The following is a 17980-nucleotide window of genomic DNA, read 5'->3' on the forward strand; positions in this document are numbered from 1 at the left end:
GTGCCGTCGTCCGCAGCGTGCGTGTCGGTCATGTGCCGTGCCTCCTGGCCGTCAGCTCTTGATGTACGGCTTGCCGGACGCGGCGGGACCGCGCGACTGCCCGACCAGGCCGGCCACCGCGAAGATCGTCACCACGTACGGCAGCATCAGCAGGAACTCGCTCGGCACGGGCGAGTCGATCGCACCGAGCGTGTTCTGCAGGTTCGACGCGAAGCCGAACAGCAGCGCCGCCAGCGTGGCCTTGATCGGATCCCAGCGACCGAAGATGACGGCGGCCAGGGCGATGTAGCCGGCGCCCGCGGTCATGTCCTTCGTGAACGGTCCGACCGCGTCGAGCGTGAAGTACGCACCGCCGAGGCCGGCGATCGCGCCGGCGAGCGACACGTTCCAGAACCGGGTGCTCGTGACGTTGATGCCCACCGTGTCGGCCGCCTGCGGGTGCTCGCCGACCGCACGGAGGCGCAGGCCCCAGCGGGTCTTGAACAGGCCGAAGGTGACGACCGCGACGGCCACGTACGCCAGGTAGACGATGACGCTCTGCTCGAAGAACACCGGACCGATGACCGGGATCTGGTGGAGCAGCGGGATCTCGAACTTCGGGAACCGGACGCCGACGTTGAGCGTGGTCTCGTTCGGGGACAGCACCTGCGAGTACAGGAAGCCGGTCAGCCCCGAGATGAGGGCGTTGATGACGACACCGACGATGACCTGGTCGACGAGGTACTTGATGCTGAACGCAGCCAGGATGAACGAGACGAGCACACCGGCGACGAGCGCGCCGACGAGTCCGACCCACGCGGAGCCGGTGAGCGACGCGATGAGTGCCGAGGTGAACGCACCCGCGAGGAACTGGCCTTCGATGGCGATGTTGACCACGCCGACCCGCTCGGAGATGACGCCGCCGAGGGCACCGAACACGAGCGGGACGCTCAGCCCGAGTGCGCCGACCAGCAGGCCGGGCAGCGGGATCGTGGCGCCGGCCGCTGCCCAGGTCAGGAAGCCGACGACGAAGACGATGGCGAAGACCGACGTGACCCAGAGCGGGACGTGCCGGTAGGCGCGGACCTCGACGAAGGCGTAGACCGTGGCGATCGCCAGGAGCACGACCACGACGTAGCCGGTCGGTGCGGCCGACAGCGGGACGTTCGGCAGCGCGACGAAGTCGCCGGCGTTCGCGAGCCGGAAGGTGGTCGTGCCGGCGCGGCTGAGCAGGACGAAGAACACGACCGCGAGCAGCGTGAACACGGCGTACCCGATCGGGAGCTTCCAGCTGCGGGTCGTCTCGACCGGACGGTCGGACAGGGGCGACGCGGGCGCCGCGGTGGGGCTGAGGGTGCTCACGCGGCGACCGCCTTCTTGCTGTTCTTGCTCGTCTTCGTGCGCTGGCGGGCCCCCGGCTGCGGGATCCGGAAGATCGCGCGGACGAGCGGCGGCGCCGCGATGAACAGGACGATGAGGGCCTGGATGACACCGACGATGTCGATCGGGATGCCGTTGGCGGCCTGCATGGCGTAGCCGCCGTTCTTCAGCACGCCGAACAGGATCGCGGCCCAGAACACACCCCACGGCTTCGAGCGGCCGAGCAGCGCGACGGTGATCGCGTCGAAGCCGATGCCGGCGTCGATGCCCGAGGTGAAGCCCGTCGTGACCGCACCCTGCACCTGGTAGGCACCGGCGATGCCGACGAGGGCACCGGAGATGACCATCACCCAGATCGTCAGTGCCGGCACGCTCATGCCGGCGACACGGGCGGCACGGGGGTTCTCACCGATGGTGCGGAACCGGAAGCCGAGCGACGACTTGTTGACGAGCCACCAGACGACGACGACCGCGATGATCGCGACGATGAAGCCGAGGTCCACGCCGTACCGCACGCCGAACAGCTGCGGCAGGAGCGCGCTGTCCTTCGTGGCCGGGGAGATCGGGTTGCTGCTGCCGGGAGCCTGCAGCAGACCGGGGGTCCGGAGCAGGTAGCTGACCAGGTAGAGCGCGACGTAGTTGAGCATGATCGTGACGACCACCTCGTTCGCACCCGTGCGCGCCTTGAGGACACCGACGATTCCTCCCCAGACCGCACCGCCGACGATGCCGGCGACGATCGTGAGCGGGATGTGGATCGCGGCAGGGCCGTCGAACGAGAACCCGACCCAGCCGGCGGCCGCGGCCCCCATCAGGATCTGGCCCTGGCCGCCGATGTTGAACAGCCCGGCGCGGAAGGACAACGCGATCCCGAGGCCGGCGACGACGAGCGGCACCGCGTAGTCGATCGACCGGGTGAGCGGGGCGATCGCCTGCTGGAAGCTGGTGGCGCCGAAGTTGACCACCGAGCCCTGGAACAGCGAGGCGTAGGCGCCGCCGACCGCGGTGCCGATGGCCTGGAGCATGTCGGCGGGACGGGCGAAGAAGTAGCCGGCCGTGGCGCGGACGTTCTCGTCGGTCAGGGCGATGAGGATGCCGCAGGCGACGAGGGCGAGCACGACCGCGAGGACCGTGACGAGCACGGAGCCGTTCAGGATGCTCTGCATCGCGGCGTGCCAGCGGTCGGTGCCGGGGGCGCCGTTGCGGCGCTCGGTGTCGTCCGCCGAGTCCGTCATCAGGTGCGGGGTCTCCGGGGCCTCCTGCAGGCGGTCGTCGGTGAGCGGGGCGTCTGCCTCGGTGCCGGCAGTGGGCTGCGTGTTGTCTGGGTCCTGCGCGGTCACGCTGCCAGCTCCGTTCCGGTCGTGGATGTGGCTTGGATCTCGCCGGCCGAACCGGTCATGCGGCCAGCTCCGTTCCTTCTGGGATCTCGCCGGCCATCATGAGGCCGAGGACGTCTCGCGGGGTGGTCGCCGGCACGATCCCGACGATGCCGCCGCGGTACATGACGGCGATGCGGTCGGCCAGTGCCACGACCTCGTCGAGCTCGGTGGAGACGACGATGACGGGCACACCGGTGTCGCGGGTGGCGACGATGCGCTTGTGCACGAACTCGATCGACCCGACGTCGATGCCGCGCGTGGGCTGCGCGGCGACGAACAGCCGGAGCTCGCGGCTGAGCTCCCGGGCGAGGACGATCTTCTGCTGGTTGCCGCCGGACAGCCGACCGGCAGCGGTCGCGCGGCCCGGCGTGCGGATGTCGAACTCGGCGATCTTCTCGTCGGCGAAGGCGTCGCGCTCGGCGGCACGGATGGTGCCGGCGCGGACGAACGCGTCGTGGTCGGACCGGTCGAGCATGAGGTTCTCCGCGATCGTGAACTCGCCGACCAGGCCGTCCTCCTTGCGGTCCTCGGGCACGAAGCCGACGCCGGCGTCGAGCACCTGCTTGACGCTGCGGCCGGTGAGCTCCTTGCCGTCCAGCGTGATGCGGCCGGCGTGGACGGGCTCGAGACCGAGGATCGCCTCGGTGAGCTCGGTCTGCCCGTTGCCCTGCACCCCGGCGATCGCCAGGACCTCGCCACGACGGACCGAGAACGACACGTCGTCGACGAGCACGATGCCGGACGGGTCGGTCACGGTGAGGCCCTCGACGACCAGGGCGTCCTCGCCACCGGTCGACGGCGTCTTGTCGACGACGAGGGAGACCGCGCGGCCGACCATCATCGCGGCCAGCTCGTTGTTGGTCGCCGCGGGCGAGGCCTCGCCGACGACCTTGCCGAGCCGGATCACCGTGATGCGGTCGGCGACCTCGCGGACCTCGCGGAGCTTGTGGGTGATGAAGACGATCGCGGTGCCGGCCTCGCGGAGCTGCCGCATGATGCCCATCAGCTCGTCGGTCTCCTGCGGGGTGAGGACGGCCGTCGGCTCGTCGAACACCAGCACGGAGGCGTCGCGGGAGAGCGCCTTGATGATCTCCACACGCTGCTGGACGCCGACGGGCAGGTCCTCGATCTTGGCGTCGGGGTCGACGTCGAACCCGAAGCGGTCGGAGATCTCCTTGACCCGCTTGCGGGCGCCGGCCAGGTCGAGCCGCCCACCGAAGGTGGTCTGCTCCTGACCGAGCATGACGTTCTCGGCGACGGTGAAGACGGGGACGAGCATGAAGTGCTGGTGCACCATGCCGATGCCGGCGCGCATGGCGTCACCGGGGCCGTCGAAGTCCTGGACCACGTCGTCGAGCAGGATCTCGCCCTCGTCGGCGTCGTACAAGCCGTAGAGGACGTTCATCAGGGTGGACTTGCCGGCGCCGTTCTCACCCAGGAGGCAGTGGACCTCACCCGGCTCGACGGTGAGCGAGATGTGGTCGTTGGCGACCAGGGCGCCGAACCGCTTGGTGATGCCGCGGAGTTCGAGCTTCATGTTCGGGAGTCTATTTCTGTCTCGCGCGCGCCACGCGGGCGCACGAGAACGCGGGCGAGGGAAGATCCCCCGCCCGCGTCCATCGGGTTAGGACTGGGTCTTGACCTTGATCGAGCCGTCGATGATGCCGGCCTTGATGTCGTCCAGTTCGCCCTGCAGGCCCTTGTCGACCTTGGACTCGTAGTCGTGGAACGGCGCGATGCCGACACCCTCGTTCTCGAGCGTGCCCACGTACGGGGTCTTCGAGAACTTCTTGTCGGCCGCCTGCTCGACGACGTCCTTCACGGCCGGGCGCATGCCCTTCTCGACCGAGGTGAAGGCGATGTCCTTGTAGCGCGGGTCGGCTTCGTAGAGGTCGCTGTCCGCACCGATCAGGACGGAGCCGTTGTCGGCGTCCTTGATGGCCTCGGCAGCCGACTGGTAGATCGGACCGCCGACGGGCAGGATCACGTCGGCGTCCTGGTCGAGGAGCGTCTGCGCGACCGACTTGGCCTGCGTGCCGGCCTCGAAGCCACCGGTGAAGGAGCCCTTGCCGGTGTCGACGTTCCAGCCCTTGACCTGGACGTCCTTGTCCTTCTGCTCGTTGTAGTACTTCACGCCGTCCGCGAAGCCGTCCATGAAGATGGTGACGGTCGGGATCTGCATGCCGCCGAAGGTGCCGACGACGCCGGTCTTCGAGTAGGACGCCGCTGCGTAGCCGGCGAGGAACGCGGCCTGCGAGGTGTCGAACGTGATCGGCTTGACGTTCTTCGCGTCGATCGAGCTGTCGTCGATGATCGCGAAGTCGGTGTCGGGGTTCGCCGCGGCCTGCTTCTTCGTGGCGTCGGCGAGGTTGAAGCCGACGGTCACGACGAGGTTGCAGTTCTGGCCGATGAGCTGCTGGATGTTCGAGTCGTAGACGGTGGCGTCCTTCGACTCGGCTTCCTTGTAGGTGGCACCGAGGTCCTTGGCGGCGTCCTTCATGCCCTCGTAGCCGAGCTGGTTGAACGACTTGTCGTCGAAGCCACCGGCGTCGGAGACCATGCAGGGGCGGAAGTCGGTCTTCTTGGCGGTCGTCGTGTCGGACGGCGCCGAGGCGCAGCCTGCGAGGACGGCGGCGGTGCCGAGGAGCGCGAAGCCGCTGAGGACGACGCGTCGGGTACGAGATGTCACGGGTGGGTTCCTCCGGGGAGCGTGCCCGGACCACGTGCGTTCCGGGCGATCGTGGCGACAGTACACGACCGCCCGGCCGGTACAGGACCCGTTCTGAGCACCGGACGGATCAGTTACGGGATCGCGACCGCGCCGAAACGCGCCCGTAACGCGGGGTCACGCTCAGACCCCCAGTTCGAGGGGTTTGTCGGTGGAGCGCTACAGGACGTCGCCGCGGCCGCTGATCTTGAGCGCATCCACGACGCCCTTGACCCGCTGCGCGTTCGCGCTGGTCGTCACGAGCAGCGCGTCGGGGGTGTCCACGACGACGATGTCCTCGACCCCGATGAGCGAGATGAGCCGCTGGCTGTGCGAGATCACGATGCCGCTCGACGAGTCGGCGAGGATCCGGGCGCCGTCACCGAGCACGGCGAGGTTGTTCGGGCGACCACCGGACTGCAGCTTGGCGAGCGAGGCGAAGTCGCCGACGTCGTCCCAGTCGAAGTCACCGGGCACGACCGCCATGCGTCCGGCCGCGGCAGCAGGCTCGGCGACCGTGTAGTCGATCGCGATCTTCTCGAGCGTGGGCCACACCGCGTCGACGACCGCGCCGCGGGCCGAGGTGTCCCAGGCGTCCGCCAGCTCGTTGATGCCGGCCAGCAGCGTCGGGTTGTTCCGGCCGATCTCCTCGAGCAGCACGTCGGCGCGGGCGATGAACATGCCCGCGTTCCACAGGTACGTGCCCTGTTCGACATAGGAGCGTGCGGTGTCCAGGTCGGGCTTCTCGACGAACGACCGGACGGCGTGCGCGGTCGGTGCGCCCTCGATGTCCAGGGTGTCGCCGTGCGCGTGGATGTACCCGAAGCCGATCGCGGGCTCGGTCGGCGTGATGCCGATGGTGGTGATGTACCCGGCGCGGGCGACGGCGACGGCCTCGCGCACCGAACGGCGGAAGCCGCGGGCGTCACCGATGACGTGGTCGGCGGCGAAGGAGCCGATGACGACGTCGGGTTCGCGGCGCACGAGGATCGCCGCGGCGAGGCCGATGGCCGCCGTGGAGTCCTTCGGCTCGCTCTCGAGCACCACGTTGTGGTCCTCGACCCCCGGCAGTTGCGACTCGACGGCGACGCGGTGCGCCCGTCCGGTCACGACCATGATCCGCTGCTCGCCCGCGAGCGGGGCGAGCCGGTCCCAGGTCTGCCGGAGCAGCGAGGTGCCGGACCCGGTCAGGTCGTGCAGGAACTTGGGTGCGTCCGCGCGCGACAGCGGCCACAGGCGCGATCCGATGCCCCCTGCGGGGATGATCGCGTAGAAGTCTTCGAGAGCGTCAGCCACGCGCTCACCGTACCGGTCCTGCCGCGCGGATCCTGGGTGGTCTCCGCACGATTCCCGCATGCGGGCTCCCGCAGGGCATCGTCGGCGTGCGCGCGGCGACGGCGTCGCGTTGTTCACCCGTCGCCTCCGCCCCGTTCACGTCGTCGGCCCCGCGGGGTCACGTGACGCCCGGAGCATGGGCAGCACCATGAGCGCACGCAGCGTGGAGCGCGGCACGTCCCCCCGGACCGTCGCCGTCGTGACCGAGAGCTTCCTGCCCACCCTCAACGGCGTGACCACCAGCGTCCTGGCGGTCCTCGACCACCTGGAACGCCGAGGCCACCGCGCGGTCGTGATCGCACCGGACACCCCGGGGCTCGCGCAGTTCCGGTCCCGCAGCAGTGTCGAGCGCTACCGCTCCTTCGACGTGCACCGGATCCCCGCCGTCGCGTACCGGCAGTTCCCCGTCGCACTCCCCCACCCCGTCCTCGACACGATCCTCGCCGCCTCCGGCGCCGACGTGCTCCACGCCGCGAGTCCGTTCCTGTTGGGCGGGCGCGCGATCACGGCAGCCGGGAGGCTCGGCATCCCCTCCGTCGCCGTCTTCCAGACCGACGTGGCCGGTTTCGCCCGCCGCAACGGCTTGACGGCGACCGTCCCGTTGGTCCGCAGGATCCTCGGCCGCATCCACGCCGGCGCCTCGCTGACGCTCGCGCCGTCGAGCGCGACCGCCGCGATGCTCGCCGAGGACGGGGTCCCCCGCGTCGCCCGCTGGGGGCGCGGGGTCGACACCGAGCTCTTCCACCCGGCCCGACGGGAGTCCGCCCACGTCCGAGCGCTCCGACGCCGGATCGCGCCGCACGGCGAGACGATCGTCGGCTACGTCGGACGGCTGGCCCCGGAGAAGGAGGTCGAACGGCTCGCCGAGCTCGGCGGGATCCCCGGCATCCGCGTCGTCGTGGCCGGCGGTGGACCGTCCCGCGCGCTGCTCGAACGGCGACTGCGGCACCTCGACGTCACCTTCACCGGACCGTTGCGCGGCGACGCCCTCGCCGACGCGTACGCCTCGCTCGACCTCTTCGTGCACACCGGTCCGGCCGAGACCTTCGGGCAGACCCTCCAGGAAGCGCACGCCTCGGGGCTGCCGGTGATCGCGCCGGCGTCGGGTGGTCCGCTCGACCTCGTCGCCCCCGGACTCGACGGCGAGCTCTACGACACCGACGCACCACAGGCCCTGCGACAGGCGGTCCTGCGGCTCCACCACGACCGCGCACTCGCGGAACGGATGGGATCGGCGGGCCGTCTCCGGGTCGAGGGCACCACGTGGGAGGCCGTCGGCGACCAGCTCCTGGGGCACCACGACACGGCCAGGAACATCGGCGCGCCGCCCGTGGGTCGGGGCCTGCGGGCCGGTCGGGACGAGAAGGTCAGCACCCGCGCATAGGATGGGACGTGTTCCACACGAACACGAACGGCAAGGGCTCGCCGATCGGGCGAGCCCGTCCTATGGAAGGACGAGCTCATGGCTGAGCCCACCGGCGGCGGTACGGCGACCGCCGTCCCCGACGTCACGATCGAGGCGCCCCGCGCCTCTCGGAAGCTCGAGGGCACGCTGTACCGCGGATCGACCGGCATGTGGTCGTGGGTCCTGCACCGGATCACCGGTGTCGCGATCTACTTCTTCCTGCTCGTGCACATCCTCGACACGGCACTCGTGCGCCTCTCACCCGAGGCGTACAACGCGGTCATCGGCACGTACAAGACCCCGATCATGAACATCGGCGAGATCGCCCTGGTGATGGCCATCGTGTTCCACGCGTTCAACGGGCTCCGGATCATCCTCGTCGACTTCTGGTCCAAGGGGCCGAAGTACCAGCGGGCCATGTTCTGGGTCGTCATCGTCCTGTGGGCGATCGCGATCGCGGGCTTCCTGCCCCGCCAGCTCATGAACCTCTTCGCGGACTTCAACTAGAGGGGCACCTGATGACCACGCAGATCGTCGAACCTCCCCGTTCCGCCTCGGCCGCCCGCCGCTCCACCAACTGGGAGAAGTGGGGCTGGATCTACATGCGCGGCTCGGGCGTCCTGCTCGTCGTGCTGATCTTCGGCCACCTCTTCGTCAACATGGTTGCGGGCGAGGGCGTCAAGCAGATCGACTTCGCCTTCGTCGCCGGCAAGTGGGCCAACCCGTTCTGGCAGGTGTGGGACTCCCTCATGCTCGTCCTGGCGCTCATCCACGGCTCGAACGGCATGCGCACGATCGTCAACGACTACGTGTCGAAGCCGGGCATCCGGAAGACGCTCCTCGCCGCGATCCTCATCGCGTGCGTCGTGCTGATCGTCCTCGGCCTGCTCGTCTGCTGGACGTTCGACCCGTGCCCCGCCGGCGCAGCCGCCGCGGACCTGCCCTCCTTCTGCCCGGCGCAGTAGCACCATCCCCGCTGCCGACCGCCTTCCCACCGTCTACGGAAAGACCCCTGTGACCGAGACCACCGTGCACCACCACCAGTTCGACATCGTCATCATCGGCGCAGGAGGCGCGGGCATGCGTGCCGCGATCGAGGCCGGCCCGAAGGCGAAGACGGCCGTCATCTCGAAGCTCTACCCGACCCGCTCGCACACCGGTGCGGCGCAGGGCGGGATGGCCGCGGCCCTCGCGAACGTCGAAGAGGACTCGTGGGAGTGGCACACCTTCGACACGATCAAGGGCGGCGACTACCTGGTCGACCAGGACGCCGCCGAGATCCTGGCGAAGGAAGCCATCGACGCCGTCATCGACCTCGAGAACATGGGCTTGCCGTTCAACCGCACGCCCGAGGGCAAGATCGACCAGCGTCGCTTCGGCGGCCACACCCGCGACCACGGCAAGGCACCGGTCCGTCGCGCTTGCTACGCGGCTGACCGCACGGGCCACATGATCCTGCAGACGCTGTTCCAGAACTGCGTCAAGCTCGGCGTCGAGTTCTACAACGAGTTCTACGCGCTCGACCTCATCATGGTCGACGTCGTGGGCGAGGACGGCGTCACGCGCAAGCAGCCGGCCGGCGTCGTCGCGTTCGAGCTCGCCACGGGTGAGCTGCACGTGTTCCACGCCAAGGCGATGATCTTCGCGACCGGTGGCTTCGGCAAGATGTACAAGACCACCTCGAACGCGCACACCCTGACCGGCGACGGCGTCGGCATCGTGTGGCGCACGGGTCTGCCGCTCGAGGACATGGAGTTCTTCCAGTTCCACCCGACCGGCCTCGCAGGCCTCGGCATCCTGTTGACCGAGGGTGCTCGTGGCGAGGGTGCGATCCTGCGCAACGCCTCTGGTGAACGCTTCATGGAGCGCTACGCCCCCACCATCAAGGACCTCGCCCCACGCGACATCGTCGCCCGGTGCATGGTGCAAGAGGTTGCAGAGGGCCGCGGTGCCGGCCCGAACAAGGACTACGTCCTGCTCGACTGCACGCACCTCGGTGCCGAGGTCCTCGAGACCAAGCTCCCGGACATCACGGAGTTCGCCCGCACCTACCTCGGCGTCGACCCCGTCGTCGAGCCGGTGCCGGTGATGCCGACCGCGCACTACGCGATGGGTGGCATCCCGACGAACACCGACGCGCAGGTGCTTTACGACAACACCACCGTCGTCCCCGGCCTCTACGCCGCCGGCGAGTGCGCCTGCGTCTCGGTGCACGGCTCGAACCGTCTCGGCACGAACTCGCTCCTCGACATCAACGTCTTCGGCAAGCGCTCGGGCAACAACGCCGCCGAGTGGGTCAAGACCGCCGAGTTCCTCCCGCTGCCCGAAGACCCCGCTGCCGGCGTCCGGGCGATGCTCGACCAGCTGCGCGCCTCGACCGGCACCGAGCGCATCGCCGTCCTGCGCAAGGAGCTGCAGGACGAGATGGACAAGAACGCCCAGGTGTTCCGCACCGACGAGTCCCTCGCCCGCGTCACCGAGACCATCCACACGCTCCGGAACCGCTTCATGCAGGTCTCCGTGCAGGACAAGGGCAAGCGGTTCAACACCGACCTGCTCGAGGCCGTCGAGCTCGGGTTCCTGCTCGACCTGGCCGAGGTGGTCGTCTACTCGGCCCGCAACCGCAAGGAGAGCCGCGGCGGCCACATGCGCGACGACTACCCGAAGCGCGACGACGAGAACTACATGCAGCACACGATGGCGTACCTGACGGGCGACCCGCACTCGTCACTCGCCGACGACCACATCACGCTGGACTGGAAGCCGGTCGTCGTGACCCGGTACCAGCCGATGGAGAGGAAGTACTGAGATGACCGACACCCTGGTCTCCGACGCACCCCGGACCGACACCACCGACGCGCCTCCCGGGTCCTTCTCCGTCACGCTCATCATCCGGCGCTTCGACCCGGACGTCGACGACGAGCCGCGCTGGCAGGACTTCGACGTCATGATGCTGCCGACCGACCGCATCCTCGACGCCCTGCACAAGATCAAGTGGGACCAGGACGGCTCCCTGACGTTCCGACGCTCCTGCGCCCACGGGGTCTGCGGCTCGGACGCGATGCGCATCAACGGCCGGAACCGGCTGGCGTGCAAGACCCTGATCAAGGACCTCGACGTCTCGAAGCCGATCTACGTCGAGGCGATCAAGGGCCTGCCGCTCGAGAAGGACCTCGTCGTCGACATGGAGCCGTTCTTCAAGTCCTTCCGCGAGGTCCAGCCGTTCCTGCAGCCGAAGACGGCGCCCACCCCGGGCAAGGAGCGCATCCAGTCAGTGGCCGACCGCGCACGCTTCGACGACACCACGAAGTGCATCCTCTGCGCCGCGTGCACCTCGTCGTGCCCGGTGTTCTGGACCGACGGGCAGTACTTCGGCCCGGCCGCGATCGTGAACGCGCACCGCTTCATCTTCGACTCGCGTGACGATGCCGCCGAGGTCCGCCTCGACATCCTCAACGACAAGGAAGGGGTCTGGCGCTGCCGGACCACCTTCAACTGCACCGACGCCTGCCCCCGTGGCATCCAGGTGACCAAGGCGATCTCCGAGGTCAAGCAGGCCGTCATGCGGGGCCGCGCCTGACACTCGGGGTCGTCCAAGACTCGACATCGACTCCACCGATAGGCTCCGCTCCATGACGTTCGCGGCCACCCGCCCCATCCTCGACCAGCTCGGCTACACGATCCGCTACGTGCAGCTCCCCGGAGAGACCCTGCACGAGCCGCCGGTCGAGGGCGCGCTCCGCGTGGTCCCGGCCGAGGCGTCCGACGAGTTCGCGCTCGAGGTCGTCGACTACGGCACGGCTCGTCGCCTCGCCACCGCGCGCGGTGAGGAGGACGCGGTCGAGATGCTCCGTCGGTTCCTGAACCGGCCGTTCCCGGCTCCGCGCGACATCGCCCGGCACGAGCTCGACGGACTCCGTGACCGTGCAGCGTCGACGTACCCGCAGCTGGCACAGCAGGTGTCGCAGGCCGGCGAACAGGGGCTGACCATCCAGATCCCCGCGGGCGTCCCCGTCGACCGCATCGGTGGTCCGGACGGCTACCTGCTGCACCCGCTCGACACCCCGCTGCCGAGCCGGTCGCTGCCGCCGCACGTCGCCGGCGTCCCGGAGACCCACCGCTACCTGGTCGAGCGCCCGTTCATGGTGAACGTCCGCTTCGTGCAGCCGTGGTTCGAGCAGCCGGGCGGTGCGCTCCGCTTCCAGATCGCCGATCCCACGGTCACCGTGCGCGACCTCGTCGTCGACGGTGCACTGGCTCGACTCCGCGTGGTCTGACCCCGCGCACGACGCAGATCGGCCCGCACCGCGCTTTCGCGCAGTGCGGGCCGATTGCCGTTGTGTGGAGTTACGCCTGGTCGGGGCGGTCGTACTGCGCACCAGCCGGGTTCGGCGGCAGGCAGCCGAACACGATCGCGGCGATGCCGACGAACATCCCGATGAGCCAGAGCGGACCGGCGAGGTTCGCGTCGTGCACGCGGCGCCACCCCAGTGCGATGTTCGGGATGAGGGTCGCGAGCCACCACAGGCCGTACAGGACGAGCAGGATGAAGATCCACGCCGGGGGTGCACCCTCGGTCTGGGTGTAGCCGTACTCGTCGGTGGTCGAGGCCGAGACGCTCCACGAGATGATGCCGGCGATGAACCCGCCGTACAGAACGAGGGTCACGATCGCGTTCGCCAGGATCCAGTACCAGTACTCACTGCGGCTGGCGCGCCCGTCGAACCGGGCGTACTTCTTGAAGAAGCGCGTGAAGGCGTCGAGGAAGCCGGCACCGTAGAAGGGTGCCCACAGCGGCGGAGCTCCGTCGGGCCCGACCGGGATCGGCGGACCGGCCTGCGGGTACGGGTCGGCGTACTGCTGGCCGTACCCGGGCTGCTGGCCGTACTGGGCAGGCTGCTGGCCGTACTGGGCAGGCTGCTGGCCGTACTGGGCAGGCTGCTGGCCGTACGGACCAGGCTGCTGTCCGTAGAGTCCGGGCTGCTGCCCGTAGGCACCAGGCTGCTGCCCGTACCCCGGCTGCTGTTGCCCAGGGTCAGGCTGCCCCGACGGCTGGTCGCCGCCGGGCTGGCCCCACTGCGGTGTGTCGTTGCTCATCGAGCGCCGGTCGGTCGGTCGTAGCGCTCGCCCTGCGGGTTCGAGGGCAGCAGGCCGAACACGATGCCGACGATGCCGACGAAGATCGCGATGATCCACAGGGCACCGGGCAGGTTCGCGTCGTGCAGGCGTCGCCAGCCGAGGGCGAGCGTCGGGATGATGATCGCGAGACCCCAGAGTCCGAGCAGGATGCCGGCGATCACGAAGAGCGCTGACGGGCTGGTCACCGTCGACTGCACGCTCGCCGAGGTCGCGGTCGACATCGACACCGTCGAGCGCTCCGACGTGGCGAAGCCGATGCCGTACAGGATGCCGAGGACGATGCCGACGATCGCGTTCGCCAGGTACCACCACCAGAACTCGCTGCGGCTCGCGCGGCCGCTGAAGGTCGCGTACTTCTTGAAGAAGCGTCCGACGGCCTTGCCGAAGGAGATCCCGTACCAGGGGGCCCAGATCGGCGGCTCGCCGTTCGGGCCGGTCGCCGGCTGCTGGCCGTACTGCGGCGTTCCGTTGTACGGGTTCGGCTGGCCGCCCGGCTGCTGGCCGGACGGGTTCTGCGGGTACTGGTCACTCACGGTGTCCCCCTCGATCGTTGGCTGGTAGTCGGGTCCGAGTCAACCAGAACCGTCGCGCGGCCGTCGCTCGCTACCCGCGGTGGGGTTCGTCGTACCGCTGCCCCTGCGGGTTCGAGCCCATCAGACCGACGATGAGCGAGAACAGGACGCCGAGCGGCGGGATGATGAAGAGGAAGGCGAAGTACCCGCTCAGGTTCACGTCGTGCAGTCGTCGCACCGTCAGGGCGATGAAGCCGAGGGCGCAGGCCAGGGCCCAGAGCCCGCTCAACCCGTTCGACGCGTCGTCGAAGAACGGCAGCACGTTGAAGAACCCACCGACGATGCCGGTGGCCGCCGAGCCGATGACGTACCAGAGGGCCCAGAACCAGAACTCCGACTGGCTCGCGCGGCCGTCGAACCGGACGTACTTCTTCCAGAAGCGCGGGAACGCCTGCACGAACGGGATCCCGTACCAGGGCGCCCACAGCGGGGGCTGGCGCGGGCCGGTCGGCTGCTGGCCGTACGGTCCGGGCTGCTGGCCGTACGGTCCGGGCTGCTGGCCGTACGGTCCGGGCTGCTGGCCGTACGGGTTCTGCGGCGGGTACTGGTCACTCACTAGTTCGTTCCTTCCGAGGCCGACTGCGATCACCGTCGAGTCTGGCAGCGGCGGCGGCAGGACGCGTCCCCCCAGCGGAGGACAGCGCAGCGACTGCGCTCCCACAGCGCTCCGACCGACTCACGGCACCAGCGCCAGCTTGCCGCCGGGGTGCCCGGACTCCAGCAGCTCCGCGGCCGCCTTCGCCTCGGCGAGCGGGAACGTCCGCGCCACCGGGACCTCGAGCTGTCCGGCCCCGGCCAGGTCGATCAGTCGCTGCCGCACCGAGTCGCGGAACGCCTTGCTCGCGGGCTGCGCCCCACCGACGGCGGCGAACCCCGCCTCGGCGGCGCGCGCCTGCGCGGCAATGGTGACGATCCGGTCGCGGTCCGCGACCACCGCGAGCGAGACGTCGACGGCCTCGTCGGTGCCCACGCAGTCCAGTGCCACGTCGATGCCGGAGGGTGCGAGCGACCGGACCCGTGCCTCCAGGCCGTCGCCGTACGCGACCCACTCGCCGCCGAAGCGTCGCACGACGTCCGCACCCCGCTCGGAGGCGGTGCCGATGACGCGCGCGCCGAGCAGGCGGAGCTGCTGCAGCAGGCTGACGCCGACTGCTCCGGAGGCACCGTGCACCAGCACGGTGTCGCGGCCCGCGGCACGGGTGACGCGCAGCATGTCGGCTGCGGTGGTGCCCGCGAGCAACAGGTTCGCCGCCTCGGGGAAGCCGAGCCCGACGGGCTTCGCGAAGACGTCCGCAGCCGGGACGGTGAGGGACGACGTCCAACCGCCGGCGACCCGGAACGCCAGGACCTCGTCGCCGACCGCTCCCCCGCCGGACGCGATGGTGGTGTCCGGTCCGACCGCAGTGAGCACGCCGGCGACCTCGTAGCCGACGGGCACGGGCAGGTCGGCCGGGTCGCCCTGCCGCGTGTGCTTCGTGTCGGCGGGGTTCATGCCGGCGGCGCGGACCGCGATGGTGACCTCGCCGGGTCCCGGTGCGGCGACCTCGGTGTCCACGAATTCGAGGACCTCGCTGCCGCCGAACCGCGGTGCCACCCAGTGCTTCGTCATGCGGCCGACGCTACGCCCCGATCCGCCGGCGGCGTGCGCGGAGGGTCCGCGCACGGAGCACCATCACGGCGGTGCCTCCGAGCAGCATCGCGCCTGCCGCGGCCAGCGGGATCGTCGGGTCGCTGCCGGTGAAGGCCAGTTCCGTCGTGCCGCCGCCGGTGTCGCCTCCACCGATGACCGGGACCGCGGGTGCTGTCGACGTGGGAGCGGTGGGCACGGGAGCCGTTGCGGTCGGCGTCGCCGTGGGCGTCGGTGCCGGCGCACGGACGGTCACGACGTAGGTCTCGGTGTCCGGCGGTGCCGTGCCGTTGTCCACCGTGATCGTCACCGTCGTGGTGCCGGGCGTGGTCGGCGTGCCGGAGATGACGCCCGTGTCCGGGTTGATCGTGAGTCCGGGCGGGAGGGTTCCGCCATCGGAGTACGTCGGTGCCGGGTTGCCCGTCGCGGTGACGGGGAACGAGTACGGCGTGCCGGCGGTCGCGTCGGTCGGGGTGCCCGAGGTGATCGTCGGTGCGACGCTCTCGGACGGCGTCCCCGCAGCCGGGCAGTTCGTCGGCCGGGTGATGGTGTTGTCGTCGAGCGTCACCGCTGCGTTCCGGGCGAGCAGTCGGCCCACGACCGTCGCACCCGTCGTGGCGGTCACGGACTGGTCGGCGAGGACGGTGCCCTGGAACTGGGCGGCGCTGCCGATGGTCGCTGAGCTGCCGACCTGCCAGAACACGTTGCACGAACTCGCGCCACCGGTGATGACGATCCTCGTGCCGGACCCGATGGTCAGGGTCGACGCGGCCTGGAACACCCAGACGGAGTCCGCGCTGCCGGCCAGGGTGAGCTGGCCGGTGTTCGCGAGCTGCAGCGTGTCGCCGTTGTAGACGCCCGGGCTGAGGCTGAGCCCGTTGAGCTCCTGGAGGCCGGTCTGCGTCGGCGTCAGCGAAGCGGCCACGTTGTAGGCGGTCGTGGTGTCCGACTGGGCCTGCGCGGCCGCCGCGTCGGTCTGGTGCACGGTGCCGTTCACGGTCCCGTTGCCGGTGCCGCCGAAGCCGGTGATCGAGGTACCGGGCGAGACGCCGAGGTCACCGTTGACCACGGTCGGCCCGGTGTTCGTCACGGTCTGCGCGCCGAGGACGCCGTAGCTCGCTGCGGTCCCGAGACCGACGGGGCCGTCGATGATGGTGGCGGCGGACGCGGCCGAGGAGGCGCCGAGGGCGAGCGCTGCGGCCAACCCGATCCCGGTGCTGACGACGATGAGCGGACGGAGGATGGGCGTTCTGGCCACGGAGGCCCCTGCCTGAGATGGCGAAGAGCCGATCGGGCATCGGAGACACCCGGCGTTCACCGTGTCCCGAGTGTGTCCGGATCGCATGTGTTCCGAGGTCCTGACTCCCAGGTTCGCCCGGATCAGCCGATACCGGACAGGACCCGTCCGTTCCGGTCGACGACGGCTGTTCGGTATCGTCCTCACATGCCGCGCGCCGCGATCGTCGTCAACCCGTCCAAGGTCGACCTGCGGGTGCTCCGCAACACCGTCGCGGCTGAGGAGGATCGGACCGGTTGGGCTCCCACGACCTGGTTCGAGACCGCGGCGTCCGACGACGGCCGTGCCGCTGCGGTCGACGCCCTCGCCACCGCGCCGGACGTCGTCCTGGTCGTCGGCGGCGACGGCACGCTGCGCGTCGCAGCCAAGGTGCTGCACGGCTCCGGCGTGCCCCTCGCCGTGCTCCCCGTCGGCACCGGGAACCTGTACGCCCGGAACCTGCGCATCCCGCTGAACGACGTCGCCGGCTCGGTCCGTGCCGCCTTCACCGGGACGGATCGACGGGTCGACCTCGCGTTCGCCGAGCTCACCGACCCGCAGGGCACGACGACGCGCCACGCCTTCCTGGTGATGGCGGGCATCGGCCTCGACGCGAACATGGCGGCCAACACCAACGCACGCCTCAAGAAGCGGTTCGGGTGGCTCGCGTACTCCGACCCGATCATGCGGTCCGTCATCGGCAACCGGCAGATCGACCTGCGGTACCGCCTCGACGACGGTGACACCCGGACGATGCGGGCGCACACCGTCATCGTCGGGAACTGCGGCACCCTGACCGCCGGCGTCCTGCTGCTGCCCGCCGCGAAGCCGGACGACGGCGTGCTCGACGCGGTCGCGTTCCGCCCCGGTCGGACGGTCGGCTGGGCCGGCGTCGGCTACGGCCTGTCGCTGAACCGCTTCTTCCACCGGACCGGGTTCGGCCGGTTCCTGTCGTGGCTCATCCCGGCCACCCGGACGCTGCGGTACACGGGCGCACGGGTCCTCGACCTCGAGCTGGACCAGCCCGAGCAGGTCCAGCTCGACGGCGACCCCTTCGGCACCGTGGTGGCGGTGCGGCTGACGGTGGACCACGGCGGGCTCACCATCCGGGTGGGGCCGTCGCGGTGACCACGTGAAGACGGGAGGCCCGGTGCCAGCTGGCACCGGGCCTCCCGTCTTCA

At 70.1% G+C, this 17980-nt stretch carries 17 protein-coding genes; 7 read left to right on the top strand and 10 right to left on the bottom strand.

What is annotated here, in order from left to right; genetic code table 11:
* Positions 1–51: 51 nt before the first annotated feature.
* The 5 genes from ACIPV1_RS05750 to ACIPV1_RS05770 all read right to left on the bottom strand — a co-directional run bounded on the left by ACIPV1_RS05750 (position 52) and on the right by ACIPV1_RS05770 (position 6741).
* On the bottom strand, positions 52–1341 hold the full coding sequence (locus tag ACIPV1_RS05750) for an ABC transporter permease (RefSeq protein WP_123338926.1): 1290 nt from the start codon (positions 1339–1341) through the stop codon (positions 52–54).
* Positions 1338–2699 (bottom strand): ABC transporter permease, encoded by a 1362-nt coding sequence (locus ACIPV1_RS05755; RefSeq protein ID WP_173169379.1) that lies wholly within the window; start codon positions 2697–2699, stop codon positions 1338–1340. Before ACIPV1_RS05755 ends, ACIPV1_RS05750 begins: the two co-directional genes overlap by 4 nt.
* 55 nt (positions 2700–2754) lie before the next feature.
* Positions 2755–4275 (bottom strand): ABC transporter ATP-binding protein, encoded by a 1521-nt coding sequence (locus ACIPV1_RS05760; RefSeq protein ID WP_123292184.1) that lies wholly within the window; start codon positions 4273–4275, stop codon positions 2755–2757.
* A gap of 87 nt (positions 4276–4362) precedes the next feature.
* Positions 4363–5427, bottom strand: a complete 1065-nt coding sequence (locus tag ACIPV1_RS05765) for a BMP family protein (protein WP_123292183.1) — start codon at positions 5425–5427, stop codon at positions 4363–4365.
* A gap of 198 nt (positions 5428–5625) precedes the next feature.
* Positions 5626–6741, bottom strand: coding sequence for a mannose-1-phosphate guanylyltransferase (locus ACIPV1_RS05770; RefSeq protein WP_123672266.1), 1116 nt, complete (start codon positions 6739–6741; stop codon positions 5626–5628).
* 187 nt (positions 6742–6928) lie between these two features.
* On the opposite strand from ACIPV1_RS05770, the gene ACIPV1_RS05775 reads away from it, so the two are divergent.
* The 6 genes from ACIPV1_RS05775 to ACIPV1_RS05800 all read left to right on the top strand — a co-directional run bounded on the left by ACIPV1_RS05775 (position 6929) and on the right by ACIPV1_RS05800 (position 12462).
* Positions 6929–8164: a glycosyltransferase family 1 protein gene (locus ACIPV1_RS05775; RefSeq protein ID WP_235035928.1), complete on the top strand. Its 1236-nt coding sequence runs from the start codon at positions 6929–6931 to the stop codon at positions 8162–8164.
* 78 nt (positions 8165–8242) lie between these two features.
* Positions 8243–8692, top strand: coding sequence for a succinate dehydrogenase, cytochrome b556 subunit (gene sdhC, locus ACIPV1_RS05780; RefSeq protein ID WP_131881384.1), 450 nt, complete (start codon positions 8243–8245; stop codon positions 8690–8692).
* Between the two features lie 11 nt (positions 8693–8703).
* Positions 8704–9150, top strand: coding sequence for a succinate dehydrogenase, hydrophobic membrane anchor protein (gene sdhD, locus ACIPV1_RS05785; protein WP_111086628.1), 447 nt, complete (start codon positions 8704–8706; stop codon positions 9148–9150).
* Between the two features lie 49 nt (positions 9151–9199).
* On the top strand, positions 9200–10993 hold the full coding sequence (gene sdhA, locus ACIPV1_RS05790; protein WP_123338916.1) for a succinate dehydrogenase flavoprotein subunit: 1794 nt from the start codon (positions 9200–9202) through the stop codon (positions 10991–10993).
* Position 10994: 1 nt separating this feature from the next.
* Positions 10995–11765, top strand: a complete 771-nt coding sequence (locus ACIPV1_RS05795) for a succinate dehydrogenase iron-sulfur subunit (protein ID WP_123292177.1) — start codon at positions 10995–10997, stop codon at positions 11763–11765.
* A gap of 52 nt (positions 11766–11817) precedes the next feature.
* Positions 11818–12462 (top strand): TNT domain-containing protein, encoded by a 645-nt coding sequence (locus ACIPV1_RS05800; RefSeq protein ID WP_111086631.1) that lies wholly within the window; start codon positions 11818–11820, stop codon positions 12460–12462.
* A 70-nt stretch (positions 12463–12532) separates the two neighbouring features.
* Here the strand turns inward: ACIPV1_RS05800 and ACIPV1_RS05805 are convergent, their stop codons facing one another.
* From ACIPV1_RS05805 to ACIPV1_RS05825, 5 genes are all read right to left on the bottom strand, one after another.
* On the bottom strand, positions 12533–13282 hold the full coding sequence (locus ACIPV1_RS05805; RefSeq protein ID WP_402725925.1) for a DUF805 domain-containing protein: 750 nt from the start codon (positions 13280–13282) through the stop codon (positions 12533–12535).
* Positions 13279–13857 (bottom strand): DUF805 domain-containing protein, encoded by a 579-nt coding sequence (locus ACIPV1_RS05810; protein ID WP_123292176.1) that lies wholly within the window; start codon positions 13855–13857, stop codon positions 13279–13281. Before ACIPV1_RS05810 ends, ACIPV1_RS05805 begins: the two co-directional genes overlap by 4 nt.
* Before the next feature lie 70 nt (positions 13858–13927).
* On the bottom strand, positions 13928–14452 hold the full coding sequence (locus tag ACIPV1_RS05815; protein WP_123338914.1) for a DUF805 domain-containing protein: 525 nt from the start codon (positions 14450–14452) through the stop codon (positions 13928–13930).
* Positions 14453–14572: 120 nt separating this feature from the next.
* Positions 14573–15505, bottom strand: coding sequence for an NADP-dependent oxidoreductase (locus ACIPV1_RS05820; RefSeq protein ID WP_131845643.1), 933 nt, complete (start codon positions 15503–15505; stop codon positions 14573–14575).
* A 10-nt stretch (positions 15506–15515) separates the two neighbouring features.
* Positions 15516–16781 carry an ice-binding family protein gene (locus tag ACIPV1_RS05825; protein WP_402725926.1) on the bottom strand — a complete coding sequence of 422 codons (1266 nt, stop codon included), beginning with the start codon at positions 16779–16781 and terminating at the stop codon, positions 15516–15518.
* Positions 16782–16967: 186 nt separating this feature from the next.
* On the opposite strand from ACIPV1_RS05825, the gene ACIPV1_RS05830 reads away from it, so the two are divergent.
* Positions 16968–17927, top strand: a complete 960-nt coding sequence (locus ACIPV1_RS05830; protein ID WP_402725927.1) for a diacylglycerol/lipid kinase family protein — start codon at positions 16968–16970, stop codon at positions 17925–17927.
* Positions 17928–17980 lie beyond the last annotated feature (53 nt).

Source organism: Curtobacterium sp. NPDC089991 (assembly GCF_044748425.1).
In the GTDB taxonomy this organism is placed as follows: Bacteria; Actinomycetota; Actinomycetes; order Actinomycetales; family Microbacteriaceae; genus Curtobacterium.